Genomic DNA, 26,513 nt, shown 5'->3' on the forward strand with positions numbered 1-26,513 from the left:
GGAGCCCGCTGCTGGGGAGGCGGGGTGGTGAAAGGGGGAAGGCGTTCCCCTCTGGGGCGTGGGGCACACCGGTGGCGGGCTTGGGGTGCGGAGCGGTCAGTTGACGGTGCCCATCAGGTGCTTCACCTTTCCGCGGTACATCCACACCGCCGTACCGGCGACGACCGCGAGCGTCGCCTCCAGGGCCACGATGCCCATCTTGTCCAGGTTGACGCCCGCCACGCCGAGCAGACCGGTCGTGGCGTCGCCGGCGGTGACGGCAAGGAACCAGACGCCCATCATCTGCGAGGCGTACTTCGCGGGCGCCATCTTCGTGGTGACCGACAGGCCGACCGGGGAGAGCAGCAGTTCCCCGACGGTCTGCACGAAGTAGATCGCGACCAGCCACAGCGCGGCCGCCTTGTGACCGTCCCCGGCGATCGACAGCGGGGCCAGGAAGAGGAAGAAGGACGCGCCGATCAGGATCAGGCCGAGGGCGAACTTCGTCGCCGTGCTCGGCTCCTTGCCCCGCCGGGCCAGCGTCAGCCACAGCGCGGCGAAGACCGGCGCGAACGCCATGATCATCACCGGGTTGACCGACTGGTACCAGGAGACCGGGAACTGCCGGCCGAACACACTGTTCTCCGCCCGGCCGTCGGCGAAGATCGACAGCGTCGAACCGCCCTGGTCGTAGATCATCCAGAACACGGCCGCGGCGACGAAGAACCAGATGTACGCCGACATCCGGGACTGCTCGGTGCGGTCCAGTTCCTTGTCGCGCTTGATGCGCGCCAGCACTATGACCGGGATGGCCAGGCCGGCGACGATGATCGGAACCATCACCCAGTTCAGGGTGTAGACACCGGAGAAGCCGACGAAGGCGTAGAAGACGGCGGCGACGGCCGCCCACAGGGCCGCCTTGCGCAGCGTGGCGGCCTTCTCCTGTGCCGACAGCGGCGTCGGCACCACGTTCGAGCGCGGGCTCAGATACCGGGTGCCGAGCAGGAACTGGGCCAGGCCCAGCGCCATACCGAGCGCGGCGAGCGCGAAGCCCAGATGCCAGTTGACCTTCTGCCCGACGGTGCCGATGACCAGCGGCGCCGCGAAGGCCCCCACGTTGATGCCGATGTAGAAGAGCGTGAAGCCACCGTCGCGGCGCGGGTCCTCCGGGCCGTCGTAGAGGTGGCCGACCATCGTCGAGATGTTGGCCTTCAGCAGGCCGGAACCGATCGCGACCAGGCCGAGTCCGGCGTAGAAGGTGCCGGCGCTCGGCAGTGCCAGGGTGAGATGACCGAGCATGATGACCGTGCCGGCGACGGCGACCGTCCTGCGGGGGCCGAGGACACGGTCCGCGAACCAGCCGCCGGGCAGGGCGAGCAGGTACACGAGGGACAGGTACACCGAGTAGATCGCGGTCGCCGTGGCCGCGTCGAGGTGCAGCCCGGCCGGGGCCACCAGATACAGCGGGAGCAGGGCCCGCATGCCGTAGTAGGAGAATCGCTCCCACATCTCGGTCATGAAGAGGGTGGCCAGTCCCCGGGGGTGGCCGAAGAAGGTCCTCCCGGTGCCGAGGGTGCCCGGTTGGAGCGAGTCCTTCGTCAGGCTGGACGCCATGGTCGTTCCTTGCTGGTCGGGACGCGCGTGGAGCGTTGCGCGCCCGGTGGGGCGGCCGGCACCGGCGGGTGGGCCGTCCGTCCCCACGCCCACGGGGTGTCCCGCCCCGGATCGCGGGGCGGCGGACGGTGACCACCGGGGTCCACGCCCCGTCGCGCGATGAGCGCGTGCGGGGCCGGCCAGAGGTCGTTCCTTCGAGGCCGGCGCGGGCCGGCCCGCACACAAAAGAGACCTCCAGCGTCGAGTACGCGCCAAAGGTCCCCTGTGCACACAGGTATTCTCACATCACCATACGGCAGGACAGTGCCGGATATGGAAGGACTTGAGACATGGATCACAGGTGCCGGTGGAACCGGGCGCCCGGTTCCGAAGGTCCCCCCACCGTCGCACCTTCCGTACACAGGTTCGTACCGCTGTGACCCAAGGTAAGAATCCCGGGTCACGATCACACCCCAGCACGCCGCGTGAGCGGACTACCATCACTCCATGACCCGTGTACTGCTCGCCGAGGACGACGCGTCCATCTCGGAGCCGCTGGCCCGCGCCCTGCGCCGGGAAGGTTACGAGGTCGAGGTGCGCGAGGACGGACCCACCGCGCTCGACGCCGGAATACAGGGTGGCGTCGACCTGGTCGTGCTGGACCTGGGCCTGCCCGGCATGGACGGCCTGGAGGTCGCCCGCCGGCTGCGTGCCGAGGGCCACGCCGTGCCCATCCTCATCCTGACCGCGCGCGCCGACGAGGTGGACACCGTCGTCGGCCTGGACGCCGGCGCCGACGACTACGTCACCAAGCCCTTCCGTCTCGCCGAACTCCTCGCCCGCGTCCGGGCCCTGCTGCGCCGCGGCGCCGCGGAGCCGCAGCAGCCGCCGGCCACGCACGGCGTGCGGATCGACGTCGAGTCGCACCGCGCGTGGATGGGCGACGAGGAACTCCAGCTCACCGCGAAGGAGTTCGACCTGCTGCGGGTCCTGGTCCGGGACGCCGGCCGGGTCGTCACCCGTGACCAGTTGATGCGTGAGGTCTGGGACACCACGTGGTGGTCGTCGACCAAGACGCTCGACATGCACATCTCCTGGCTGCGCAAGAAGCTCGGCGACGACGCGGCGAACCCGCGGTACATCGCGACCGTGCGCGGGGTCGGCTTCCGCTTCGAGAAGAGCTGAGCCCCTTCGGGGAAGCACCGGGTAGGAGGACATGCGCCGCCGACTGATCCAGTCCACGCTCGCCGTGGTGCTCGTGGTGATCGCCGTCTTCGGTGTGTCCCTCGTCATCGTCGAGACCCGGACGATCAGCAACAGTGCCCAGGAGCGGGTGGACTCCGAGGCGCTGCGGCTGGCCAGCATCGTGGACAGCCGCATCCTCGGCGCGGAGGACGTCACCGCGGACATACTGCGCAACCAGGTCGGCACGGGCCAGTACGCGATCATCCGGATGCCCGACCGGTCGCCGATCACGGTCGGCACCAAGCCGCAGGGCGAGGTCATCCAGTCCAGCGCCGACGGCGAGGAGGGCGAGCGGGTCACTGTCCAGGAGCCGCGTTCCTCGGTCACCCGTGAGGTGGGCCGGACGCTGCTGATCATCGGGGCGGTGGCGCTGCTCGCGGTGATCGCCGCGGTGCTGCTCGCGGTGCGCCAGGCGAACCGCCTCGCGTCCCCGCTGACCGACCTCGCGGAGACCGCGGAACGGCTCGGCTCCGGCGATCCGCGGCCCCGGCACAAGCGGTACGGGGTGCCCGAGCTGGACCGGGTCGCCGATGTGCTGGACTCCTCCGCGGAGCGCATCGCCCGGATGCTCACCGCCGAGCGGCGGCTGGCCGCCGACGCCTCCCACCAGCTGCGTACGCCGCTGACCGCGCTGTCGATGCGGCTGGAGGAGATCACCCTCACCGACGACCCGGACACGGTGAAGGACGAGGCGAACGTGGCGCTCGCCCAGGTGGAACGGCTGACGGACGTGGTGGAGCGGCTGCTGACGAACGCCCGTGACCCGCGTACCGGCTCCGCGGTCAGCTTCGACCTGGACGAGGTCATCCAGCAGCAGCTCGCCGAGTGGCGGCCCGCCTACCGCAGCGTGGGCCGGGCCATCGTCAGCTCCGGCAAGCGGCATCTGCGGGCGGTGGGCACGCCGGGCGCGGTGGCCCAGGTACTGGCCGCGCTGATCGAGAACTCGCTGATGCACGGGGGCGGCACGGTCGCGCTGCGCACCCGCGTCACCGGCAACCAGGCCGTGGTCGAGGTCACCGACGAGGGGCCCGGGGTGCCGGCCGACCTCGGCGCCCGGATCTTCGAGCGGGCGATCAGCGGACGGAACTCGACGGGGATCGGTTTGGCCGTGGCCCGCGATCTCGCGGAGGCGGACGGGGGACGACTGGAACTCCTTCAGGCCCAGCCACCGGTGTTCGGCCTGTTCCTGTCCCGCACGCCTCCGCTGAAGAAGCCGGACGGGGAGCAGCCGACAGTGCGTTGACGCTCTGCTCGGTTTGGCCGGTTCTGGTCGTCGGTCGGCTGCGAGTGGGGGTGTGGCCGGTCCCGCGGGTCCCCGCCGCTTCGGGGCGGCGCTTCCTAGGAGATCCGCTGGCGCTGGCGGTTCTGCGGGGTCTCCGCGGCCAGGTACGACTCCGCGCCGACCACCGTCTCCCGGGCGGGCATGGCCCGGAACACCCAGCTGCGGTAGGACCAGAAGCGGAACAGGGTCGCGACGGCGATGCCCAAGAACTTGAAGACGTTGCTCTGCAGCGGGCTGTCCCAGCCGAACCCGTACGTCGCCGCGTACAGGACGCCGTTCTCGATCACCAGGCCGACCACGCTGAACAGCAGGAACAGGGTGAGTTCCCGGGTGCGGCCGCTCTTGTCGCGGTCCCGGTACGTGAAGTAGCGGAAGCCGATGTAGTTGAAGACGATCGCGACGACGGTGGCGATGACGCTGGCCCGGACGACCGGCAGCTCCGTGACGTGCCGTACGAGGTTGAACACGCCCAGATTGACGAGTAGTCCCGCGCCGCCCACGGCGCCGAACTTGGCGACCTCGTGCACAAGCCTTCGCAGCCCCGAGGAACCTGGTTCCATGGTCGTGCAGGCTCCTGTCCGTAGGTTTCGCCGACCCAGCCATGCTAACCAGCGGCCACCGCTCCTGCCTCTGCATCCGGCCACGGGTCGGCAGGAGAGGGCAAAAAGGAACGGGCGAAATACGGATAAGACGACGGCGAAGAGGAGCGGAATCCGGTCGTCGTGGCGCGGCCGATACCCTGGGGTCGTGACGTTCCCGGTAGTCGGCATGATCGGCGGGGGCCAGCTCGCTCGTATGACACACGAGGCGGGCATCCCGCTCGGCATCAGATTCAAGCTCCTCAGTGACACCCCACAGGACTCCGCGGCACAGGTCGTCGGCGATGTCGTCATCGGCGACTACCGCGACCTGGACACGCTGCGCGCGTTCGCGCGGGGCTGCGACGTGATCACCTTCGATCACGAGCATGTGCCCACCGAGCACCTGCGCGCCCTGGAGGCGGACGGCGTTCCCGTCCGCCCGGGCCCCGACGCGCTGGTGCACGCCCAGGACAAGGGGGTGATGCGCGCGAAGCTCGACGCCATCGGCGTGCCGAGCCCACGGCACCGGATCGTGGCCGACCCGGAGGACGTGGCCCGCTTCGCGGCCGAGGGCGACGGGTTCCCGGTCGTCCTGAAGACCGTGCGCGGCGGCTACGACGGCAAGGGCGTGTGGGTCGTTCAGTCCGCCGAGGAGGCGGCCGACCCGTTCCGCGCAGGCGTCCCCGTGCTCGCCGAGGAGAAGGTCGACTACGTCCGCGAGCTGGCCGCGAACGTCGTACGCTCCCCGCACGGCCAGGCCGTCGCCTACCCGGTGGTGGAGTCCCGGCAGGTCGGCGGGGTCTGCGACACGGTGATCGCCCCGGCCCCCGGCCTGGACGAGTCGCTCTCGCTGCGGGCCGAGGAGCTGGCGCTGCGCATCGCCAAGGAACTCGGCGTCGTCGGCCACCTCGCCGTCGAGCTGTTCCAGACCCGCGACGGCCGCATCCTCGTCAACGAACTGGCGATGCGCCCGCACAATTCCGGCCACTGGAGCCAGGACGGCGCGATCACATCGCAGTTCGCCAACCATGTCCGCGCGGTCCTAGACCTCCCGCTCGGCGACCCGCGCCCGCGCGCGAAGTGGACCGTCATGGTCAATGTGCTCGGCGGCGACTACCCCGACATGTACTCGGCGTATCTGCACTGCATGGCCCGGGACCCCCAGCTCAAGATCCATATGTATGGCAAGGATGTGAAGCCCGGCCGCAAGGTGGGGCACGTCAACACCTACGGCGACGACCTGGACGACGTGCTGGAGCGCGCCCGTCACGCAGCCGGCTATCTGAGAGGCACCATCACCGAATGAGCCCCGTTGTTGGCATCGTCATGGGGTCGGACTCCGACTGGCCCGTCATGGAGGCCGCCGCCAAGGCCCTCGACGAGTTCGAGATCGACTATGAGGTCGACGTCGTCTCCGCGCACCGCATGCCGCGCGAGATGATCGCGTACGGCGAACGAGCGGCGGAGCGCGGACTGAAGGTGATCATCGCGGGCGCGGGCGGCGCCGCCCATCTGCCCGGCATGCTCGCATCGGTCACCCCGCTGCCGGTCGTCGGCGTCCCGGTCCCGCTGAAGCACCTCGACGGCATGGACAGCCTGCTGTCGATCGTGCAGATGCCGGCCGGTGTCCCCGTGGCCACCGTCTCCGTCGGCGGTGCCCGCAACGCCGGTCTCCTCGCGGCCCGTATCCTCGCCGTGCACGACGACGAACTCCTCGTCCGTATGCGGGACTTCCAGCAGGAGCTGAAAGACCAGGCGACCGAGAAGGGCAAACGGCTGCGCGCCAAGGCGGAAGGGTCGAACGGCTTCGGTTTCGGGAAGTGACAGGTATGACCTCACTGGACGAAGCCAGGGCGCTGCTGCGCGAGTACCCCGTGGTCGACGGTCACAACGACCTGCCGTGGGCGCTGCGCGAGCAGGTCCGTTACGACCTCGCCGCCCGTGACCTCGCCGACCACCAGAACGCGCATCTGCACACCGACCTGCCCCGGCTGCGCGAGGGCGGCGTGGGCGCGCAGTACTGGTCGGTGTACGTCCGCTCGGACCTGCCCGACGCGGTCCCGGCCACCCTCGAACAGATCGACTGCGTACGGCAGTTGCTGGCCCGCTACCCGAAGGACCTGGCGCCCGCGCTGACCGCCGCCGACATGGAGGCGGCGCGCGCGGACGGCCGTATCGCCTCGCTCATGGGCGCGGAGGGCGGCCACTCCATCGCCTGCTCGCTGGGCACCCTGCGCGGCCTGTACGGCCTGGGCGTGCGCTATATGACGCTCACCCACAACGACAATGTGCCGTGGGCGGACTCGGCGACCGACGAACCGAACGCCGGCGGCCTGTCGGCCTTCGGCCGTGAGGTCGTGCGGGAGATGAACCGGCTGGGCATGCTCGTCGATCTGTCCCATGTGGCGGCGACGACGATGCGGGACGCGCTGGACGCGACGTCCGCGCCGGTGATCTTCTCGCACTCCTCGTCCCGCGCGGTGTGCGACCATCCGCGCAACATCCCGGACGACGTCCTCGAACGGCTGCCCGCGAACGGCGGCATGGCGATGGTGACGTTCGTGCCGAAGTTCGTGCTCCAGGCCGCCGTGGACTGGACGGCCGAGGCCGACGCCAACATGCGCGCGCACGGCTTCCACCACCTGGACACCACGGAGGAGTCGATGAAGGTTCACCGGGCCTTCGAGGAGGCGCACCCGCGTCCCGTCGCCACGGTGGCCACCGTCGCCGACCACCTGGACCATATGCGCGAGGTCGCGGGCATCGACCACCTCGGCATCGGCGGCGACTACGACGGCACGGCCTTCACACCGGACGGCCTGAACGACGTCTCCGGCTATCCGAACCTGATCGCCGAACTGCTCGACCGCGGCTGGTCCACCTCCGACCTGGCCAAGCTGACCTGGCAGAACGCGGTACGGGTGCTGGGCGCGGCGGAGGACGTGGCCCGCTCGCTCCAGGCGACGCGCGCCCCGTCCAACGCCACGATCGAGTCCCTGGACGGCTGACCGCCCGGGCCGGGCGGCCCCTGCGGCCGTCCACCCCGCCCGACGAGACGGCCGAGACCGCCCGGGGGTATGAGTCGGCACGCCCCCGGGCGCCCGTGTCCCCCGGGCGCGGCGGGTGTCATGGGTGTCGTCCGGTCAGCCGGCGCACAGGCAGAACGGGTGGCCGACCGGGTCCGCGTACACCCGCCAGGTGCGCGAGCGGTCCGCCGTGTCGAGCGAGGTCGCGCCCAGGGCGAGCACGCTCTCCTCGGCCGCGTCCAGGTCCGCCACCACGAGGTCCAGATGGAACTGCTGGGACTGCTCGGGCGCCGGCCACTTCGGCGGCACATACCCGGGTGCCGCCTGGAAGGCCAGCGTCTGCCCGCCGGGCAGCTTCAGGTCCACCCAGTCGGGCTCCTCGGGGTGCGTCTCGACGGTGCCGCCCACCACCTCGGCGTAGAACCCGGCGAGCGCGCGGGGATCGGGACAGTCCAGTACGACGGCGCCGAGCTTGGCGTAGGTCATGACGTCCTCCTCGATCGCTGGTTACCCCCAGATCGGGGATACAGGTAACTGTTACTGCATGCTGCCGCATGGGAGGTAACGTCGCAAGCATGAGTGAGCGATCGCCCGCACCCGGTGGGCTGGCGCTGATCGAGAGCCTGGTCAACACCCTGGACATCGAGTCGGGCGCCGACGCGCTCGACACGGCGGACGGCCGGGCGCGCTTCGCCATCGGCGCCGAGGAACTGCCGGCGGCGCGCGAACTGCGCGAGTCGCTGCGCGCCACCCTGCTCGCCCACGCGGGCCACCCGCCGCACCGCGAGGTGACCCCGCTCGGCCGGCTGCTCGCGCACGCCCCGCTGTACGTCGCCGTCGACGACCGGGAGGGCGCCGCGGCCCTCGCCCCCGCCGCCGACGGCTCTGCGCTGCTCTGCCGGGTCGCCGCCGCCGTCGCCGAGGCGCTGGTGGCCGGCACCTGGATGCGGCTGAAGGCGTGCGAGGCCGTGACCTGCCACTGGGCGTACTACGACCGCAGCCCCGCGGGCCGCGGCCGCTGGTGCTCGATGCAGGTGTGCGGGGCGCGCGCGAAGATGCGCCGGTACCGGGCCAAGGAGATGGGCTAGGGATGGGCTAGGGACCCCGTTCGTCGGCGGCGCCCCGGCCTGGTGCGGCAGAATGCACCAGGACGCCGGTTCGGCCGACTGAGCCTCGGCCGAACCGACGTCCCCCACCCGCCCCGAGCAACGACCGCAGCCGGCACGCGACGACCTGTTGTCGGCGGGAATGACTCGCGCAGCGCCGCCAGCCGACCACGCGACGGAGGGCCCGTGTCCGGCCCGCGGGGTGGACCGGGCGAGCCCCCTGCCGGGACGAGGTCGGGGCGTGAGCCCTGTGGGGGCGAGGGTGGGGTTCGGTTGGGCGGTCGGCGTGCTTTCGCGAGATCCTGGTCGGTCGGTCTCGTGGGTGTGCCGTACGGCCTGGGCGTGTTTGCCGCATACCGCCGGGCGGCCATGCGCGCCGAGTCGTCGGGTGGCCGTGCGGTGGAGGGCCGGGGTCGGCCTGCGCGGTGGGCGAGCCCCCTGCCGGGACGAGGGCGGGGGTGGGCGGGGCGCGAGCCCTGTGGGGGCGAGGGTGGTTTTCTGTCGGGCGCCTGGTGTGCTTTCGCGAGGTCCTGGTCGGTCTCGTGGGTGTGCCGTACGGCCTGGGCGTCGCTCGTCTGTCGCGTACCGCCGGGCGGCCACGCGCGCCGAGTCGTCGGGTGGCCGTGCGGTGGAGGGCCCGTGTCCGGCCCGCGGGGTGGACCGGGCGAGCCCCCTGCCGGGACGAGGTCGGGGCGTGAGCCCTGTGGGGGCGAGGGTGGGGTTCGGTTGGGCGGTCGGCGTGCTTTCGTGAGGTCCTGGTCGGTCGGTCTCGTGGGTGTGCCGTACGGCCTGGGCGTCGCTCGTCTGTCGCGTACCGCGGGGCTGTCGTGGAGGGGCCGCCCCTAGTCTAGGAACAGCCGTGCGCCCCGAGGTCCCTGAAAGCCCTCGGTGGGAGCGGTGGGGTGGGTTACGCGGTCGGGCGGCCCATGGCGCGGTAGGTCCAGCCGGAGCGGCGCCACAGGTCGGGGTTCAGGGCGTTGCGGCCGTCGAGGATCACCTTCGCCGCGACCACCGCGCCCAGCTCGGCCGGGTCCAGCTCGCGGAACTCCCGCCACTCGGTGAGGTGCAGGACGACATCCGCGCCGCGCACGGCATCCAGCGCGGAGTCCGCGTAGCCGAGCGTCGGGAAGACCTGGCGGGCGTTGTCCATGCCCTTCGGGTCGTACACCGTCACCTGACCGCCCTGGAGATGGATCTGGCCCGCCACGTTGAGCGCGGGTGAGTCCCGGACGTCGTCCGAGTCGGGCTTGAAGGCCGCCCCGAGCACCGCGACCCGCCTGCCCAGGAAGGAGCCGCCGCCCAGCGCCTCACGGGCCATCTCGACCATCTGGCCGCGGCGGCGCATGTTGATGGAGTCGATCTCGCGCAGGAAGGTCAGCGCCTGGTCGGCGCCCAGTTCGCCGGCCCGTGCCATGAACGCCCGGATGTCCTTGGGCAGACAGCCGCCGCCGAAGCCGATCCCGGCGCGCAGGAACTTCTTCCCGATCCGGTCGTCGTAGCCGATGGCCTCGGCGAGCCGGACCACATCGCCGCCGGCGGCCTCGCACACCTCCGCCATCGCGTTGATGAACGAGATCTTGGTGGCCAGGAAGGAGTTCGCGGAGGTCTTCACCAGCTCGGCGGTCGGGAAGTCGGTCACCACGAACGGCGTGCCCTCGCCGATCGGCGCCGCGTACACTTCGCGCAGCAGCTTCTCCGCCCGCTCGCTGCGCACGCCCACCACGATCCGGTCCGGATGCAGGGTGTCCTCGACGGCGAAGCCCTCCCGCAGGAACTCCGGGTTCCAGGCCAGTTCGGCGTCGGCGCCGGCGGGCGCGTGCGCGGCCAGCTGGGCGGCCAGGCGGTCCGCGGAGCCGACGGGCACGGTGGACTTGCCGACGACGAGGGCGGGACCGGTCAGATGCGGCGCGAGGGAGGCGATCGCCGCGTCGACGTACGACATGTCCGCCGCGTACTCGCCGTGCTTCTGCGGGGTGTTCACACAGACGAAGTGCACATCGCCGAACTCCGCGACCTCGGCCCAGTCCAGGGTGAACCGCAGCCGCCCGGTGGCGCCCTCGATGCCGGCCACGTGCTTCCGCAGCAACTCCCTGAGCCCCGGCTCGTACATCGGGACCTCGCCCCGCTGGAGCAGCGCGATCTTCTCGGGCACGACATCGAGCCCCAGGACCTCGAAGCCCAGCTCGGCCATGGCCGCGGCGTGCGTGGCGCCGAGATAGCCGGTTCCGATCACGGTGATCTTCAGGCTCATGGGTGCTCCTGGGGGAACGGATGCGATGCGAGGCCGAGCATAGCCGGGGGTGATCTGCGCCCCGCGGCGGGCAACATGCCCGCTGTCACCGGCTCACCTGGGCGCCAGATGGACGGCCCCTGAAATCTCGGTTACCCAACGGTGATCAACATCACCACCGCGTCCGTACCCCTGCGCCCTCGGACCGCGAGAGCCCGACCGCCCCTGCCCGCGGGCGTGTTCAGTCGTCGAACCCCTCCGCCGCCCGCTTCTCGCGCAGTTCCCGGATCGCCCGGCGGCGGGCGAGGCGGTGGGTGCGGCGGATCTGGGCCTCCTGGTAGCGGCGGCGGTCCCGGTCGGTCTCCGGGAGCACCGGCGGGACCGGGCGGGGCCTGCCGTCCGCGTCCACCGCGGCGAACACCAGATAGGCGGAGCCGACCTGGGTGGCCGGGGCCGACTCGTTCCAGCGTTCCGCGAGGACCCGCACACCGATCTCCATCGAGGTCCGGCCGGTCCAGTTGACCTGCGCCTTCACATGGACCAGATCGCCGACGCGTACCGGTTCGAGGAACGCCATCTCGTCCATGGACGCGGTCACGGCGGGACCCCCGCTGTGCCGGCCGGCCACCGCGCCCGCCGCGTCGTCGACCAGCTTCATGATCACACCGCCGTGCACCGTGCCCAGCAGGTTGGTGTCGCTGTGGGTCATGATGTGGCTGAGCGTGGTGCGGGACGCCGATGCGGGCTTGCCCGGAATGTCGGACTCCGCTGCGCGTGCCTGGTCTGCGCGGGCCTGGTCTGTCATGGCCCCACCTTATGCGGAGCCGACATCTGCGGAATTTGTGTCAGGTTGGCAACAGCGGCGCTGTTATTTTCCGACGGCCCTTGTAAGCCATACAGCCCTGCCCGGCACACTGGGGCGCATGAATGATTGGCCCGAGGGATGGTCCGACGACAACCGCGGCAGCCGCTACGGACGCGGCAGCGCCGGCGCGCAGCCTGAGGGCGCCCGCGTGATGCGCCAGGTACGGCGTGGCCGGCAGGGCCCGCCGGGACAGCGCGGGTACGGTGACCCCGGCCCGTCGGCGCCGCCGCACGGCCAGGTCCCGCAGCAGCCGACCTACACCGACGGCCAGGGCTACGACGACTACGGCGACCCGCACGGCTACGACAGCGGCTACAACACCGGGCAGGTCTACGGCGGCGGTCCGGGCGGGCCGGCCGGGCCGGACCCCCGCGGGCCGCGGCCCGCGCCGAACTGGCGCCGCCGGATCAAGTGGACCGCGATCACCGTGGTCGGCGTACTCGTGGTCACCACCGTGGCGACCTACTTCTGGGCCGACTCCAAGCTGAACCGGGACGTCGACCTCTCGACGGTCATCGAACGGCCGGAGGCGGGCCAGGGCACCAACTATCTGATCGTCGGCTCCGACAGCCGCAAGGGCATGTCGGACGAGGAGAAGAAGAAGCTGCACACCGGCTCCGCCGAGGGGCAGCGCACCGACTCGATGATGATCCTGCACGTCGGCGACAACGGCGACACACTGATCTCGCTGCCCCGCGACTCGGACGTGGAGATCCCGAGCTACAAGGGGTCGACGTCCGGCAAGGTCTACCAGGGCACCGGCCGGCACACGAAGCTCAACGCGGCCTACGCGGAGGACGGGCCGACCCTGCTGGTCCGCGCGGTCGAGTTCAACACCGGTCTGCACATCGACCACTACGTGGAGATAGGCTTCGCCGGCTTCGCGGACATCGTGGACGCGGTCGGCGGCGTCGACATCACCATCGACAAGGGCTTCAAGGACAAGTACTCGGGCGCCGACTTCAAGGCGGGCAAGCAGACGCTGAACGGCGAGCAGGCGCTGGCCTTCGTCCGCACCCGGCACGCCTTCGCCGCCTCCGACCTCCAACGCACCAAGAACCAGCAGAAGTTCCTGTCGGCGCTGGCCCACCAGGTGGCCACGCCGTCGACGGTCCTGAACCCGTTCAAGCTGTATCCGACGCTGGGCGCGGGCCTGGACTCGCTGACCGTCGACAAGGACATGAGCCTGTGGAACCTGGCGTCCATGTTCTGGGCGATGAAGGGCGTCAGCGGCGGCGACGGCACCTCGATGAACATGCCGATCTCCGGCTCCAGCGGCGGCAATCTGGTCTGGGACAAGGCCAAGGTCAAGACGTTGGTGAACGAACTGAACAACGACGAGAAGGTCACGGTCACGGGTTAGCTCCGCTGGAGGGGCCGTGATACGCCGTCGTTCGGGTAGCGGCGCCGTCCCGGCTGGCCGCGCAGTTTCCCAGCGCCCCCTTGGGGGCGTGGTGAGGGCACCCCGGGGGGGTGCCCTCGGGGGTGGGGGTCAGGTTCGGGTGGCTGCCATCGCTCGGCAGGTCTCCGCGCAGCGCCGACATGCCTCGGCGCAGCGCTGCATCTGGGCGTCGTCCGGCATGGCCATACACGCCTCCGCGCACATGTCGCACGCCATCGCGCACATCCGGCACATCTCGGCGGACAGCGGCGAGCGCCGCATCATCATGTCCGCGCACATCCGGGTCATCTCCGAGCAGTCCATGAGCGTGCGCATGATCTGCATCTGGGCCTGGCCGCCCATCGACAGACAGGAGCTCATCGTCTCCTCGCACACGCTGTGGCAGCTCATGCACGCCTGGATGCAGTCCTGCATCTGCTGCGTCATGGCCGGCATGGTTCCGGGCTGGGTCATGGCTCCTCCACGGGGAACGAAGGGGGCCCGACGGGCCCCTGTGCTTCCGTCCTACTCCGGTCGGCTATGTCCCGCCATCCGACGACCGCGCTAGAGCGTGTTTCGACAGTCCCGTCTGCCCTCCTGGCGGACGACGCTACTGTCGAAACACGCCCTGGAACGACGCTTTGTCCTTGCCGGAGCACAGCACCTCGTCCCCGCGCACCGCCCCCGGCCGGCCCTGCGCGGGCGGCGGCGCCTTCACCTTGTGCACCGCGTGGAAGTCCGCCCCGGCGATCACCCTGAGCACCGGCCCCTGGTCCGGCTCCGCCCGCAGCTCGCTGCCGGGCAGCGCCGCCGCCACCGACCGGGCCGAGCGGTCCCAGCGCGGGTCGTAGACGACCACCGTGCGCCGCACCTCCCGCTCCGCCGAGGTCACCGGCCGCCCGGTGGTGGCGAAGCCGGTCGCGGCGAGGGCCGCGTCCACCCGCTTGCCGAGCCCCGCCGTACCGGTGCCGTTCTCCACCTGCACCCGGATCTGCTGCGGCGCCACGTCCACCGGCACGGACGGGGTCTGCGTCGGCCGCCGCTCCACGGTGAGCGGCTTGTCCTCGCGCAGCGACCGGAACAGCCGCTCCGCGCGGGCCTGGTCCCACTTCAGCGTCGACCCGATGCCCTTGACCGGGAACGCCATCTGCCCGATCGGCACGGTCGTGAACTCGGACGAGGCGGGGGAGAAGGTGCGCATCGCGCGGCCCAGGTCGAGCAGTTCGTCCGTGCCGAAGCCGGTGTCCGCCCGGACCGAGCCCAGCACCGCCCGCGTCACGTCCCGGAACCTCATCGGGTTCAGCAGCACCCCGGAGGAGGTCGCCCGCTCGATCAGCGCCGCAAGGAACCGCTGCTGGCGCTGCATCCGGCCGAGGTCGCTGGCCCCGTCGATGTGCCGCGAACGGACGTACTGCAGCGCCTCGCCGCCCATCAGTGTGTGGGTGCCGGGCGCGAGGTCAAGGCCGGTGAACGGGTCCTTCAGGGGCGTCGCGGTGCAGATCCGGACCCCGCCGACCACGTCGACCGTCTTCATGAAACTGGTGAAGTCGACCTCCAGATAGTGGTCGATCTTCACATGGGTCATGTGCTCCACCGTGCGTACGGTCAGCTGCGGCCCGCCCTCCGCGTAGGCCGCGTTGAGTTTCAGCGGATGCGGGCCGTGGTGTGCCCCGGTGGTCTCGTCGACGTGCTCGGGCACCTCGGCGTACGAGTCGCGCGGCAGGCTCACCACGGTGGCCCGCTCCCGGTCCTCCGAGATGTGCACGATCATGATCGTGTCGGTGCAGTGGCACGGCGCGCCGCCCAGCCGGAACCGCCGCCGCTGCTCCTCGGTGATCTTGTCCCGGCCGTCGGTGCCGACCAGCAGGACGTTTGTGCCGTGCCCGCCGCTCGGCCGGTTCTTCATGTCCCGGAACGGATCCACCCGGGCGATGTCGGCGTCCAGGCTGCTGACCACCGCGTGCCCGATCCCGGCCGAGGCGAGCACCACCACGGACAGCGTCGTCACCGCCCGCATGGCCCAGCGGGGCCGCTTCTGGCGCAAGGGCCGCACCGGCCGCGCGGGCGGCCGCTGCGCAGGACGGGGCGGCTGCGGGCGGCGCTGCGGCCGGGCAGCGGGCCGAGACGGGCTGGCGGACAAGGGGACACCTCCGGACGACGGCCGTACGTGGGATCCGGGAGCACCGTAGGCCCATACGATCTCCAGCCCGCGTCAGCGGCCCGGCGGCGCGCACCCGTGTCCCCCGTTCGCGGTAACGTGAGCCCCCTATGAACGCCAAGCCCGACGTGCGGCTCCCCGCAGTTTCTGTGATCATGCCCGTCCTCGACGAGGAGCGGCATCTGCGCGGCGCCGTCCAAGCGATCCTCGCGCAGGAGTACGCCGGCGAGATGGAGGTCGTGATCGCCCTCGGTCCGTCCACGGACCGCACGGACGAGATCGCCGCCGAGCTGGTCCGCGACGACCCGCGCGTGCACACCGTCCTGAATCCGACCGGCCGCACGCCGGCCGCCCTCAACGCCGCGATCAAGGCATCCCGCCATCCGATCGTGGTACGCGTCGACGGGCACGGCATGCTCTCGCCGAACTACATCGCGACCGCCGTACGGCTGCTGGAGGAGACCGGCGCGCAGAACGTCGGCGGCATCATGCACGCCGAGGGCGAGAACGACTGGGAGCGGGCCGTCGCCGCCGCGATGACCTCGAAGATCGGCGTCGGCAACGCCGCCTTCCACACCGGCGGCGAGCCCGGCCCGGCGGAGACCGTCTACCTGGGTGTCTTCCGCCGCGAGGCACTGGAGCAACAGGGCGGCTACAACGAGGAGTTCATCCGAGCCCAGGACTGGGAGCTGAACTTCCGCATCCGCGAGGCCGGCGGGCGGATCTGGTTCTCGCCCGAGCTGAAGGTGTCCTACCGCCCCCGCCCGTCGGTGCGCGCCCTGGCCAAGCAGTACAAGGACTACGGCCGTTGGCGGCATGTCGTGGCCCGCTACCACGAGGGCTCCATCAACGTGCGCTATCTGGCCCCGCCGACGGCGGTGTGCGCGATAGCGGCGGGTCTCGTGGTGGGCGCGGTCCTCACCCCCTGGGCCCTCGTGATCCCCGGCGGCTATCTGGCGGCGATCGTCGCCGGTTCGGTGCCCGCGGGCAAGGGCCTGCCGCCGGCGGCCCGCCTGCGCATCCCCGTGGCCCTCGCCACCATGCACATGTCCTGGGGCTGGGGCTTTTTGACCAGCCCGCGCTCCCTGGCCCGGCGGGTCGTCGCCTCCCGCCGCCCGGCGGTGCTGAACTCCCGCTGAACCGACCGGACTCCACCCGAACCCATGCGGGCCCCTCTCGACGCCGGGAGGGGCCCGTGTGATGTCCGCAGCAGGGACCCGTGGCGGTCGGCTACCACCGGTAGGGCCGGTACACGTCCATGCACTGGCCCTTGTCCGAGCCGTTGATGGCGTCGGAACTGCCGGGCAGGTCCCCGGCCTTCGGCTTGGACTGCTTCGGGTAGGCGGTGCCCTCGCGCCAGTCGGCGCCCACGACGACGGTGACCCCCGACACATCGGTCGACTTCTTCACCGAACTCGTCGGAATCCCCAGCGACTTGGCGACCGCCTGGGCATCGCCCTCCAGGTCGGCGCTCGGGTAGCGCACCACCGTCGCGTCCTCGGACAGCGTCGCCGATGTGTCCGCCGTCGCCCTGGCATAGCCCTGCTGCACCAGCACCTGGCTGATCGTGCGCGCCCGGCCGGAGACCGGGGCCTGGGTGGCGGTCCGGGTGGCGTTCTGCACCAGCACCCCGAGCCGGTCCGCGGCGAGCGAGGGCGCCTTGGTCGCCGCGGCCGTGGCGGTCGGCTTCTTCTCCGTGTCCGCCGCGCCCTTGTCGTCGAACGGCACGTCGTCGCGGAGCATCTGCCACATCTTCTCGGCGTCGGCAGGGTCCGGTACGACGTGGTTGGCGTTCTGCGCGTCCTCGACCCATGGCATCGTCGTCATGGTGATGCGGTTCGTCGGCACCGTCTTGAGCTGCATGCCCAGGTCGTACAGCTTCCTGACCGTGCCGATCTCCTCCGAGACCTTCAGGGACTTGGTGGCCGCCTCGGCGAGGCCCATCAGCCGGCCGGTGTCCGTGAAGACGTTCTGCTGCTTCAGCGTGCGGATCATCGAGTTCATGTACATGTGCTGGGCTCGTGCCCGCAGGATGTCGCTGCCCCAGGCGTGCCGGGTGCGCAGCCACTGGAGAGCCTGCTCGCCCTTCACCTTCTTGGTGCCGGCCGTCAGCTTCAGGCCGGAGCCGCCGGGCACGCCGGGCAGCGGGCGGTCCCACACGTTCTGGTTCACACAGACCTCGACCCCGCCGATGGCGTCTGCCATCTTCACCACGCCGGCGAAGTCGATCGTCATCCAGTGGTCGATGTAGACCCCGGTGAGGTTCTCCCAGGTGGCCAGCGTGCAGCCGGCCCCGCCGCGGGCCAGTGACTCGTTGATGATCGTGTTGGTCGCCTGGAACGTTTCGCCGGTCACCGGGTCCTTGCACTGGGGGATGTCGACCCGGGTGTCACGCGGAATGCTCACCACGGCCGCGCTCTTGCGGTCCGCGGAGAGGTGGATGAGCATCTGCACGTCGGCGAGCGGCGGGTTGCCCCGGTTGTCCTTGCTGCCGCCGAGCTTCACGTTCTCGTCCGAGTTACGGCTGTCGGAGCCGATCAGCAGGATGTTCATCGGCGTCTGCCCGGCCGCGTTCGGCTCGGTCCGGTGCGCCTTGGAGTCGCCGCTGCTGCGCTGGCCCTTCTGGATATTGCCGTTGAGGTGCTGGTAGTAGAGGTAGCCGGCGCCCGCCGTGCCGAGTATCAGCACCGCGAGCACCGTCGCCGACCAGCGCAACGCCCGCCGTCCGCGGCCCCGTTGGCCGCCGCTCGGGCCGCCCCCGCGCTGCCCGCCGCCGTGCCGGCCGCGTCCGTCGGACGCGTCTGGTCCCCGCGGTGCGAGCGACATCGTGTCGTCGACCGCAGGAGCTTCCCCCCGCACACCGCTCTGCGCCAAATCCCTGCCCTCCCCACCCTGCGCCCTGCAACGGGCCCGTCCCGCGTCGGGTTAGACGCGCGACGGGCCCGTTGGGTTACCTACGAGGCGCACTTGACCTTGTCTGCAGTGGACTTCTCCACGTCCGGCGCCTTTGTCGGAGTGGTGAGGGACACGCCCGCACCCTTGAAGTCCTTGCCCAGGGTCAGCGTTATCGTCGGCAGCCCCTGGGAGTTGGTCACGCTCTCGCCCGGTTTCATCGCAGAACCGGACAACCCCAAGATGGCGGCCAGCTTACGTGCCTGCGGCGCCTGGTCCGGCCCGTACTCCAGGGTGGTCTTGCTCAACTCCGCGGGTGCGTTGCCGGCGTTCTCCGACTTGAGCACGCCCTCGTCGTTCTGCAGCCACTGCAGGGTCTCCTGCGCGCTGCCGGACGCGGCGCCGCCGTTGAGGATGCGCACCCGGACCTCGGACGCGTCGGACTTGGTGCCCTTGAGCCGGGCGGCCTGCGCGTCCTTCTGCGCCTTCTGCTTCTTCTTCACCTCGGTGAAGGAGACATCGTTCTTGATCGCGTCGAAGATCGCGGGCGCCGTGGTCTTGTTGACGACGACGGTCGCCTTGACCGCCTCCGCCGGGTTGTCCAGCACCGGCACCGTCATGAAGCTGATGTTCTTCGTCGGCACCTTCTTCAGCTCAAGTGCCACGTCCTTCAGCGTGCTGACCTTGCCGATGCCGGTGTCCACGGTCAGCGCCTTGGTGGCGGCCTCGGCCAGCGACACCAGCTTGGTCGGGCTGGTCAGGGTGTCGCTGGAGGCCATCTTGCGCATCAGCGACGCCAGGAACTGCTGCTGCACCTTGATGCGGTCCAGGTCGCCCTGGTTGCCCCAGGCATGCCGGGTGCGGACGAACGCCAGCGCCTGCTCGCCCTCGATCTTGGACTCGCCCGCGGGCAGATTCAGATGCGACTTGGCGTCGTTCACCGCGTGGGCGAGACACACATTGACCCCGCCGACGGCCGACGTCAGCGTCTTCACCGCGTTGAAGTCGGCCATCATGAAGTGGTCGACGGGGATGCCGGTGACCGCCTCCACCGTGCGCATGGTGCAGCCCGGGTCACGGCCGTCCTGGCCCAGGCTGGTGTTGAAGCGGACGCCGTCCGTGCCCGGGATGACCTTCTCGCTGCCGTCCTTCTGCTTCGTCGGGCAGTCCGGGACGTCCACGATCAGGTCGCGCGGGATGCTGAGCGCGGTGGCGTTCGTCCGGTCCTTGGAGACATGCAGCAGGATGTTGGTGTCGGCGTGCCCGACGCTGCCGCTGTCGCCGTAGCCCTCGTTGCCCTTGCCGGTGCGCTTGTCGGTGCCGATGACGAGGATGTTGAAGGCCTCGTTCTTGCTGAAGCCCTGCTTGCCCGCGCTGCCCACGTCCGTGGTGGTGACGTTGCCCTCGAGGTGCTTGAGGTAGGCGTAGGCGGCGGCGCCGGTGGCGATCAGGACGAACGCCATGGTGCCGCCGGTCCACACCACGGCCTTCTTCGCCTTCGACTTTTTCTTGACCGGCCGGCGGCTGCGCCGGCCGGCCGGCGGCTCGGGCTCCGCCCGCCGTCTGCGCTGCGGCGGAACCTCCCGGCCGGGCGCCCTCCCCGTTTCCCGGCCCGTTTTCTGGCCCGGTGCTCTGCTCTGCTGCCGGCCCGGCGTCGCCGTTCGCTCCGGCGTCGCCGTTCGCTCCCGCGGGGCACGGCCGGATCCCCGGGAATCGGATCTGCGCGGGCCGGGCACCGACGACTGCGGTGCGGAAGGACTCAGTCGCAGTTCGTATTCGCCGGTGTTCGGATTGAGCACCCACTGGTCTGCGGGATCGATGTTGTCCGCCCGCCCACGGCCTTGCGCGTCCACGATTGTCCGAATCCTCCGTCGGGGCCACGCGGCGCCTTCCCCCTCAGGCGCTCGGGTCTCGGTTCAAACAGTGCACGGCCCCAGGACGGTCCTCGTGGCATGGTGCACCGGATCGCTCACACTATCCGGCCAGTTCGGCTTCAAGCGACGGCGGTGACAAATTCCACCTCCCTACAACCGGGCAATCCGCCTCATATTTCTGGACGGAAGTTCGTTCCCTTGGCGCGGGCTTTACCCGCAGGGGTCCTCGGTGGCGGTGTTCCCGCGGAAGGTCGGTGGCGGAGAGGGGTCGTTCTGCCCACCTGAATTGCCACTTTTTGTCGCCGATTCCGATGGAATCCGCCGGGTGATCGTCACCGGGGCATCGGACCGCAACTGCTCGAACAGCTTTCCGGCCTCGGGTTCGACGAGTTGGTCGCGATTGGCGTCGGACGGATACGACTCCCGCGGAACGGTCAGGAACTGCACATGTTCGGTGGGGATGTTCCGCAGTCCGCGTACGAGTTGATACAAGCCGCGCAAACTGGCCAGCCCCGGGTCGGTGGTGAGCGCCGAAGTGGCCGCGTCCAGCAGCGGATACAGCTTCACCGGGTTCAGCAGGACATCGTTGCCGCGCATCTTGTTGACCAGCGCGCCCAGGAATTGCTGCTGCCGCTCCATCCGGTCGGTGTCGCTCCCGTCGCCCAGCGACTTGCGGGCCCGCACATAGCCGAGCGCCTGCTCGCCGTCGAGCGTGACCCGGCCCGCGGGCAGCCTCAGCCCGGCGGCCCTGTCGTCGACGGGCTCCCGCAGACACACCTCCACCCCGTCGACGGCGTCCACCATCTCCTTGAACCCGCTGAAGTCGACGACGGCGTAGTGATCGATCCGAATGCCGCTCAGCTTCTCGACGGTGCGCACCGCGCAGGCCGAACCGCCCGTCTCGAAGGCGCTGTTGAGCATCGCGAAGCCCGGCGCGCTGCGCCCGCCGTCCGGGCGCAGACAGCTCGGCACGGCGACCATCAGGTCCCGGGGGAGGGATACGGCGGTGGCGCTGTGCCGGTCGGCGCCCAGGTGCAGCAGGATCGCGGTGTCGGACCGCCCGGCCCCCGTGTTCCCCGTGTTCCGCCCGTACGCCCCGTTGCCGTCCCCCGAACGCGTGTCGGAGCCGATGAGCAGGATGTTCTGCGCGCCGCGCACCAGTGCCGTGGGCCGCTCACGCTCATAGCGGGCCAACTCGGCGGCGGCCGCCTCGTCCGCCGTGATGTCGCCGTCGAGTCTCGTGTACGCGAGCCGGCCGCCCCCCGCGCCCAGCAGGACCAGCGCCGTCAGCCCCAGGACCGCCCCCTGTGTCCAGCGCCGCCGGCGCCGGCGTATCAACCCGTCTCCGGAGGCGGAGGCGCCCACGTCCGCACCGGGGTCGCTCCCGGGGGGCGTACCTGCGGTGTCGGTCACGTCCGGTCCACCCCCTCGTGGCGTACGAGCGTGTCGTCCTGCTCCTACGACGATGGCCCGCGGGGGTTCCAGAGGCGGCCCCGTGTTACTCCAATCAGGTGAAATCCGACGAGTCCTCCGGAGGTCGGGGCCGCCCCGCCGCGACAGCCACCCCAAAACATGCACATAACCTCCGGTAACACCCCCCACCACCCGGGACCACCGCCTGCTCGGGTCGGTGTGGGCGGTTGCGGGTGCCGCGGGGATCGCCGTCTGCTCGGGTCGGTGTGGGCGGTTGCGGGTGCCGGGGGGATCGCTGTCTGCTCGGGTCGGTGGGTGGTGCTCGTTCCCCGGTGGGGCCGTGTGCTCGTTCCTGGGTGGGGCGGTGCTCGATGCCGGGTGTGGCCGCTTCCGCTGTTCGTCGCCTTCTGTTCCGGTCGGCGTGGGTGGGTGCGGGTGGCGTCGGGGTTGGCGTCCGTTCCGGTCGGGGTGGGTGTGCTCGCCTGTCGGTGGCGCGGGGTCAGGCGTCTGCTCTGGTCGGCGGGGCCGCGCTCGATTCCCGGTGTCGCCATGCTCGTTCCCGGGTGGGTCGTTGCTTGTTCTCGGGTGGGGCGGTGCTCGATGCCGGGTGTGGCCGCTTCCGCTGTTCGTCGCCTTCTGTTCCGGTCGGCGGGCGGTTGTGGGTGCCGTCGGGGCTGGCGTCTGCTCCGGTCGGGGTGGGTGTGCTCGCCTGTCGGTGGCGCGGGGTCAGGCGTCTGCTCCGGTCGGCGGGGCCGCGCTCGATTCCCGGTGTCGCCATGCTCGTTCCCTGGCAGGGCGGTGCTCGTTCCCGGGCGGGACCGCTCTCCACGCCGGGCGTGGCCGCCTCTGCGCTCCGGCGCCTTCTGTTCCGGTCGGCGGGCGGTTGCGGGTGCCGTCGGGGCTGGCGTCTGCTCCGGTCGGCGTGGGCGGGCGCGGGTGCCGCCGGGGCGGTTGGGCCGTTGCTTCCGGGCGGAGCCGTCCGCTCAGTGGCGTGCCGCGGTCACCCGTTCGGTTTCCATCCGCTTGGCCAGCGCCGCCTCGTCCAGCCGCGTCAGGTTCCGGCACAGCACCACGGACCCGCCGACGGCCAGCGGCGCGTACAGCCCGGCGCTGAGCCCCTCCCAGGTGTCGTACGGCAGTCCCGACAGCAGCCGGGAGCCGGGCCCGACCAGATCCAGCGCGGGCGCGTCGCCGCGGGCCCGCTCCACGACCTCGGCCGCCGTCATCTCCGCCCCGGCCACGATCAGCGCCGGCTCCTCCGGATCCACCGGCGCGAAGGGCGCGAACCGGTCCCCCTGGCCCGGCACCTCCACGGCGTAGTCGACGAACCCGGCCGGCGGCTGCGGGAAACGCCCGCCCAGCGGGCGCAGCGCCAGCGCGACCCGCTCGCCGGAACAGGCCCGCGCCGCCTCCAGCGAGTCCGGCCCGCTCACCACGACGTCGGCCGCGGCGGGATTCCCGGCCACGTCCGCGATCGCGCCCACCGACGAACACGCCAGCAGCCACACCGCGGTCTGCCAGTGCGCGGGCAGCAGGAGCGCGACCCGGTCCCCGGGTCCGGCGGCCAGGTCGCCCTGGAGCAGATTCGCGGTCTTGGCCACCCAATTGGCGAAGGTGGCCACGGACAGTTCGACGCGTTCGCCCGTGGCGTCGTCGTAGAAGGTCACCAGGGGGCGTACGGGGTCCGCGGCGAGCGCGGAACGCAGCAGGTCGGCAGGGGTGCGATCGGTGGCGTTCACCCGTGCAAGGGTACGCGGCGGCGTGAGCGCGCACCGATGGGCGGCGCCACCGGTTCGGGGGAGCGGCAGCCGACGGGCCGTCAGTTCACCGATGGACAGATATGTGTGACTATGTTCAAGATCATGGGCATGCGTGGATATTTCTCCTCTTCGATCGGTGCCCCCTCGGTCGGTCTCACCTGCGCGGCCGTACTCGCCCTCCCGCTGACCCTGCCCGCGACCGCCGCGCCCGCCCCGACCGCCCCGACCGCCCCGACCGCCGCGCCCGCCCCGACCGCCCCGACCGCCGCGCCCGCCCCGACCGCCGCGGCCGCGAGACCGGCACCGGCCGCGAGACCGGCACCGGCCGCGAGACCGGCACCGACCGCGGACGGGGCCACGACCGTCGGCCGGCCGACCGACGCCGCCGTGCCCGGCGGCACCCAGTCGCTGCCCCTCGTCCCCCTCACCCGTGACCGCGTCCTCGGCTCCGTCTCCGAGCAGGGCGTGCACCGCCGGGACGTACGCCACTTCTCACTCGTCGGCGTGGTCTGGGACAACCCCGGCACCGAACTCCACGGCCAGGTCCAGGTCCGCACCCGCTCCGCCGCCACCGGCAAGTGGTCCGGCTGGCAGGACGTCGAGACGCACAACGCCGACCACGGGGCGGACCCGGGCAGCGCGGAAAGCACCTCGGGCCGGGTGCGCGGCGCCACGGCCCCGCTGTGGGTGGGCGACTCGGACGCCGTGGAGCTACGGGTCCGGGCCGATGCCGCACCGGCCACCGGCGACGGCCGCACCGGCGGCTCCCCGTCCCCCCTGCCCTCGGGGCTGCGTCTGGAACTGATCGACCCCGGTACGGAACCCCCGCGCCAGCTCTCACCGGCCGACGCCTCCCGCACCCATGTCGATCTGGACGACGCCGAAGCCGGCGCCTCGGCCGCCAACACCGACCTCGTCCCCCTCGGCGCCGCCGAGATCCCGTCGCTGAGCAAGAAGGACACCGAGCGGGAGGCGCTCGCCCTGCGCGGTGCCCCACGGCCCGGGGCGGAGCACGCCCAGCCGTATGTCGGGCCGCGCCCGCGCATCGTCACACGGCACGGCTGGGGCGCGGACGAGAAACTGCGTGAACGGGGCTTCGTCTACACCAAGTCGGTCAAGGCGGCGTTCGTGCACCACACCGCCTCGGGCAACAACTACAAGTGCGCGCAGGCCCCGTCCGTCATCCGCGGTATCTACCGCTACCACGTCAAGAGCATGGGCTGGCGGGACATCGGCTACAACTTCCTCGTGGACAAGTGCGGCACCATCTACGAGGGCCGCGCCGGTGGCGTGACCAAGGCCGTCCTGGGCGCCCACACCCTCGGGTTCAACAGCGACAGCATGGGAATCGCGGCCATCGGCACGTTCAACTCCAGCAAGCCGACCGCCTCCGCGGTGACCGCCGTCGCCAAGCTGACGGCGTGGAAGCTCGGGCTCTTCGGCGCCGATCCGAAGGGCAAGACATACCTCAAGTCCGGCGGTGGGAACCTGTACCCCAAGGGGAAGAACGTACGACTGAACGTGATCTCCGGCCATCGGGACGGATACGCCACGGACTGCCCGGGCAAGCACCTGTACTCCAAGCTCGGCTCGGCCCGTTCCGCCGCGGCCCGCTACCAGGGGCGCTGAGGCCGCGGCACGCGTTCACGCCGTCGGGGACGGCCGGGGGAAATCCGTACGCGGATGTCCGGGACACCGCGCGGCCATCAGGGCGTCATCGCAGGGTCTGCATACACTGGCCGGCCGGAAGACAGTTCGGCCGGTCCCGGCAGGAAGCAGAGACGACAGGTGACAGAAGCCATCCTCCTGGTCGGCGGCAGGGGCACCCGGTTGCGTCCCCTCACGGTGCACACGCCCAAGCCCATGGTCCGGGCCGCCGGGGTTCCCTTCCTCAGCCACCAACTGGCCCGGGCCAGAGCGGCCGGCGTGGACCACATCGTCCTCGCCACGAGCTATCTGGCCGAGGTCTTCGAGCCGTACTTCGGTGACGGCGCGGCGCTCGGCCTGCACATCGAGTACGTCACCGAGGAGGAGCCACTGGGCACGGGCGGCGCGATCCGCAACGTCGCCGCGCGCCTGCACTCGGGGCCCGACGACCCGGTGCTGGTCTTCAACGGGGACATCCTCACGGGCCTCGACATCGGGGCGCTGGTGGACACACACGAGTCGACGGGCGCCGATGTCTCCCTGCACCTCACCCAGGTGACCGACCCGCGCGCCTACGGTCTGGTGCCCACCGACGACACGGGCCGCGTCCTCGCGTTCCTGGAGAAACCGCAGACCCCCGAGGAGATCGTCACCGACCAGATCAACGCCGGGGCGTATGTCTTCCGGCGCTCGGTGATCGACACGATCCCGGCGGGCCGCCCGGTGTCGGTGGAGCGCGAGACCTTCCCGGACCTGCTGTCGGCCGGGGCCCATCTGCAGGGGATGGTGGACTCGACGTACTGGCTCGACCTGGGCACCCCGGCCGCCTTTGTGCGCGGCTCGGCCGACCTGGTGCTGGGCCGGGTCCCCTCGCCTGCCGTCCCCGGTCGCTGCGGGGACCGGCTGGTGCTGCCGACGGCACGGGTGGCGCCGGACGCGAAGCTGACGGGCGGCACGGTGGTGGGTGAGGGCGCCTTCGTGGCCGGCGGCGTCCGGGTGTTCGGCAGCACGATCCTGCCCGGCGCGGTCATCGAACCCGGCGCCGTCATCACCGACTCCCTGATCGGCACCCGCGCCCGGGTCGGCGAACGCTCCGTCCTGACCGGCACGGTCATCGGCGACGGCGCGGTGATCGGCGCCGACAACGAACTCCGCGAGGGCGCCCGGGTATGGTGCGACGCCCACATCCCAGCCGGCGCAGTCCGCTTCTCCTCAGACCAGTAACCCCCTCCGGGGGCGCCCCCCATCACACCGGAGCCCCCGGCCTGCCAGGCCCCCCCGGCCCGCCAGGCCCCCCCGGCCCGCCAGGCCGCGGTCGCCCGGCGGCACGCAGTTGGGTGCCCTCCGGCCTCGCGGACCGCGCGTCGGCCGTGGTTCTTGTCGTCGCCGACGTGACGGGGGTGGCGTTGGGTGTGTGCCGTTGGGTGCGGAGGTCCTGTGGGCGTGGGGGCTACGGCAGGCTGATGTCCGTGCGGGGCGTG

21 protein-coding genes are annotated in these 26,513 nt (G+C 71.2%); 10 read left to right on the forward strand and 11 right to left on the reverse strand.

Annotated features, from left to right (window positions below):
* Window positions 1–96: 96 nt before the first annotated feature.
* A complete protein-coding gene (locus ABT245_RS28775; RefSeq protein ID WP_351738718.1) occupies window positions 97–1,593 on the reverse strand; it encodes an oligopeptide:H+ symporter in 1,497 nt (498 codons plus the stop codon).
* Between the two features lie 486 nt (window positions 1,594–2,079).
* On the opposite strand from ABT245_RS28775, the gene ABT245_RS28780 reads away from it, so the two are divergent.
* Entirely contained in the window at window positions 2,080–2,757 is a 678-nt protein-coding gene (locus tag ABT245_RS28780; RefSeq protein ID WP_138048974.1) for a response regulator transcription factor, read from the forward strand.
* A 31-nt stretch (window positions 2,758–2,788) separates the two neighbouring features.
* Entirely contained in the window at window positions 2,789–4,060 is a 1,272-nt protein-coding gene (locus ABT245_RS28785) for a sensor histidine kinase (protein ID WP_351738721.1), read from the forward strand.
* Window positions 4,061–4,155: 95 nt separating this feature from the next.
* Here ABT245_RS28785 and ABT245_RS28790 read toward each other — a convergent pair whose 3' ends face one another.
* Window positions 4,156–4,659, reverse strand: coding sequence for a GtrA family protein (locus ABT245_RS28790; RefSeq protein ID WP_351738723.1), 504 nt, complete (start codon window positions 4,657–4,659; stop codon window positions 4,156–4,158).
* Window positions 4,660–4,846: 187 nt separating this feature from the next.
* Here ABT245_RS28790 and ABT245_RS28795 point away from each other — a divergent pair, with 187 nt between their 5' ends.
* Genes ABT245_RS28795 through ABT245_RS28805 form a run of 3 tightly spaced genes read left to right on the forward strand, consistent with a single transcriptional unit; the run spans window position 4,847 to window position 7,688 of the window.
* A complete protein-coding gene (locus ABT245_RS28795) occupies window positions 4,847–5,986 on the forward strand; it encodes a 5-(carboxyamino)imidazole ribonucleotide synthase (RefSeq protein ID WP_351738725.1) in 1,140 nt (379 codons plus the stop codon).
* Window positions 5,987–6,006: 20 nt separating this feature from the next.
* Window positions 6,007–6,504 carry a 5-(carboxyamino)imidazole ribonucleotide mutase gene (purE, locus tag ABT245_RS28800; RefSeq protein ID WP_351738816.1) on the forward strand — a complete coding sequence of 166 codons (498 nt, stop codon included), beginning with the start codon at window positions 6,007–6,009 and terminating at the stop codon, window positions 6,502–6,504.
* Window positions 6,505–6,509: 5 nt separating this feature from the next.
* Window positions 6,510–7,688, forward strand: coding sequence for a dipeptidase (locus tag ABT245_RS28805; protein ID WP_351738728.1), 1,179 nt, complete (start codon window positions 6,510–6,512; stop codon window positions 7,686–7,688).
* Window positions 7,689–7,823: 135 nt separating this feature from the next.
* Here ABT245_RS28805 and ABT245_RS28810 read toward each other — a convergent pair whose 3' ends face one another.
* The gene (locus ABT245_RS28810) at window positions 7,824–8,192 is read right to left on the reverse strand and encodes a VOC family protein (RefSeq protein ID WP_351738731.1); all 369 of its coding nucleotides are present in this window, start codon (window positions 8,190–8,192) and stop codon (window positions 7,824–7,826) included.
* Window positions 8,193–8,281: 89 nt separating this feature from the next.
* On the opposite strand from ABT245_RS28810, the gene ABT245_RS28815 reads away from it, so the two are divergent.
* Window positions 8,282–8,794: a CGNR zinc finger domain-containing protein gene (locus ABT245_RS28815; RefSeq protein ID WP_351738733.1), complete on the forward strand. Its 513-nt coding sequence runs from the start codon at window positions 8,282–8,284 to the stop codon at window positions 8,792–8,794.
* A gap of 925 nt (window positions 8,795–9,719) precedes the next feature.
* Here ABT245_RS28815 and ABT245_RS28820 read toward each other — a convergent pair.
* Both ABT245_RS28820 and ABT245_RS28825 read right to left on the reverse strand, forming a co-directional pair.
* Window positions 9,720–11,063 carry a UDP-glucose dehydrogenase family protein gene (locus ABT245_RS28820; protein ID WP_351738735.1) on the reverse strand — a complete coding sequence of 448 codons (1,344 nt, stop codon included), beginning with the start codon at window positions 11,061–11,063 and terminating at the stop codon, window positions 9,720–9,722.
* A 220-nt stretch (window positions 11,064–11,283) separates the two neighbouring features.
* Window positions 11,284–11,847: an acyl-CoA thioesterase gene (locus tag ABT245_RS28825; RefSeq protein WP_351738737.1), complete on the reverse strand. Its 564-nt coding sequence runs from the start codon at window positions 11,845–11,847 to the stop codon at window positions 11,284–11,286.
* 118 nt (window positions 11,848–11,965) lie between these two features.
* Between ABT245_RS28825 and ABT245_RS28830 the strand changes: the two genes are divergently transcribed.
* Window positions 11,966–13,270, forward strand: a complete 1,305-nt coding sequence (locus ABT245_RS28830) for an LCP family protein (protein WP_351738740.1) — start codon at window positions 11,966–11,968, stop codon at window positions 13,268–13,270.
* Between the two features lie 129 nt (window positions 13,271–13,399).
* Here ABT245_RS28830 and ABT245_RS28835 read toward each other — a convergent pair whose 3' ends face one another.
* Together ABT245_RS28835 and ABT245_RS28840 are read right to left on the reverse strand one after the other, a co-directional pair.
* On the reverse strand, window positions 13,400–13,762 hold the full coding sequence (locus ABT245_RS28835; RefSeq protein ID WP_351738743.1) for a four-helix bundle copper-binding protein: 363 nt from the start codon (window positions 13,760–13,762) through the stop codon (window positions 13,400–13,402).
* Window positions 13,763–13,898: 136 nt separating this feature from the next.
* Complete coding sequence (locus ABT245_RS28840) at window positions 13,899–15,428, reverse strand: LCP family protein (RefSeq protein ID WP_502982215.1); 1,530 nt, start codon at window positions 15,426–15,428, stop codon at window positions 13,899–13,901.
* Window positions 15,429–15,556: 128 nt separating this feature from the next.
* On the opposite strand from ABT245_RS28840, the gene ABT245_RS28845 reads away from it, so the two are divergent.
* On the forward strand, window positions 15,557–16,585 hold the full coding sequence (locus tag ABT245_RS28845; RefSeq protein ID WP_351738746.1) for a glycosyltransferase family 2 protein: 1,029 nt from the start codon (window positions 15,557–15,559) through the stop codon (window positions 16,583–16,585).
* Window positions 16,586–16,676: 91 nt separating this feature from the next.
* On the opposite strand, the gene ABT245_RS28850 is transcribed toward ABT245_RS28845, so the two are convergent.
* From ABT245_RS28850 to ABT245_RS28865, 4 genes are all read right to left on the reverse strand, one after another.
* The gene (locus ABT245_RS28850) at window positions 16,677–18,272 is read right to left on the reverse strand and encodes an LCP family protein (protein ID WP_351738748.1); all 1,596 of its coding nucleotides are present in this window, start codon (window positions 18,270–18,272) and stop codon (window positions 16,677–16,679) included.
* Window positions 18,273–18,400: 128 nt separating this feature from the next.
* A complete protein-coding gene (locus ABT245_RS28855; RefSeq protein WP_351738751.1) occupies window positions 18,401–20,191 on the reverse strand; it encodes an LCP family protein in 1,791 nt (596 codons plus the stop codon).
* A gap of 231 nt (window positions 20,192–20,422) precedes the next feature.
* Entirely contained in the window at window positions 20,423–21,625 is a 1,203-nt protein-coding gene (locus tag ABT245_RS28860; protein ID WP_351738753.1) for an LCP family protein, read from the reverse strand.
* Window positions 21,626–22,608: 983 nt separating this feature from the next.
* Window positions 22,609–23,364 carry a TIGR03089 family protein gene (locus ABT245_RS28865; RefSeq protein ID WP_351738756.1) on the reverse strand — a complete coding sequence of 252 codons (756 nt, stop codon included), beginning with the start codon at window positions 23,362–23,364 and terminating at the stop codon, window positions 22,609–22,611.
* 129 nt (window positions 23,365–23,493) lie between these two features.
* Between ABT245_RS28865 and ABT245_RS28870 the strand changes: the two genes are divergently transcribed.
* Both ABT245_RS28870 and manB read left to right on the forward strand, forming a co-directional pair.
* Window positions 23,494–25,014, forward strand: coding sequence for a peptidoglycan recognition protein family protein (locus ABT245_RS28870; protein ID WP_351738821.1), 1,521 nt, complete (start codon window positions 23,494–23,496; stop codon window positions 25,012–25,014).
* Window positions 25,015–25,173: 159 nt separating this feature from the next.
* Entirely contained in the window at window positions 25,174–26,256 is a 1,083-nt protein-coding gene (gene manB / locus ABT245_RS28875; protein ID WP_351738759.1) for a mannose-1-phosphate guanylyltransferase, read from the forward strand.
* Window positions 26,257–26,513: the final 257 nt, after the last annotated feature.

The sequence above is a fragment of the Streptomyces sp. NPDC001508 genome (assembly GCF_040298665.1).
GTDB lineage: Bacteria > Actinomycetota > Actinomycetes > Streptomycetales > Streptomycetaceae > Streptomyces.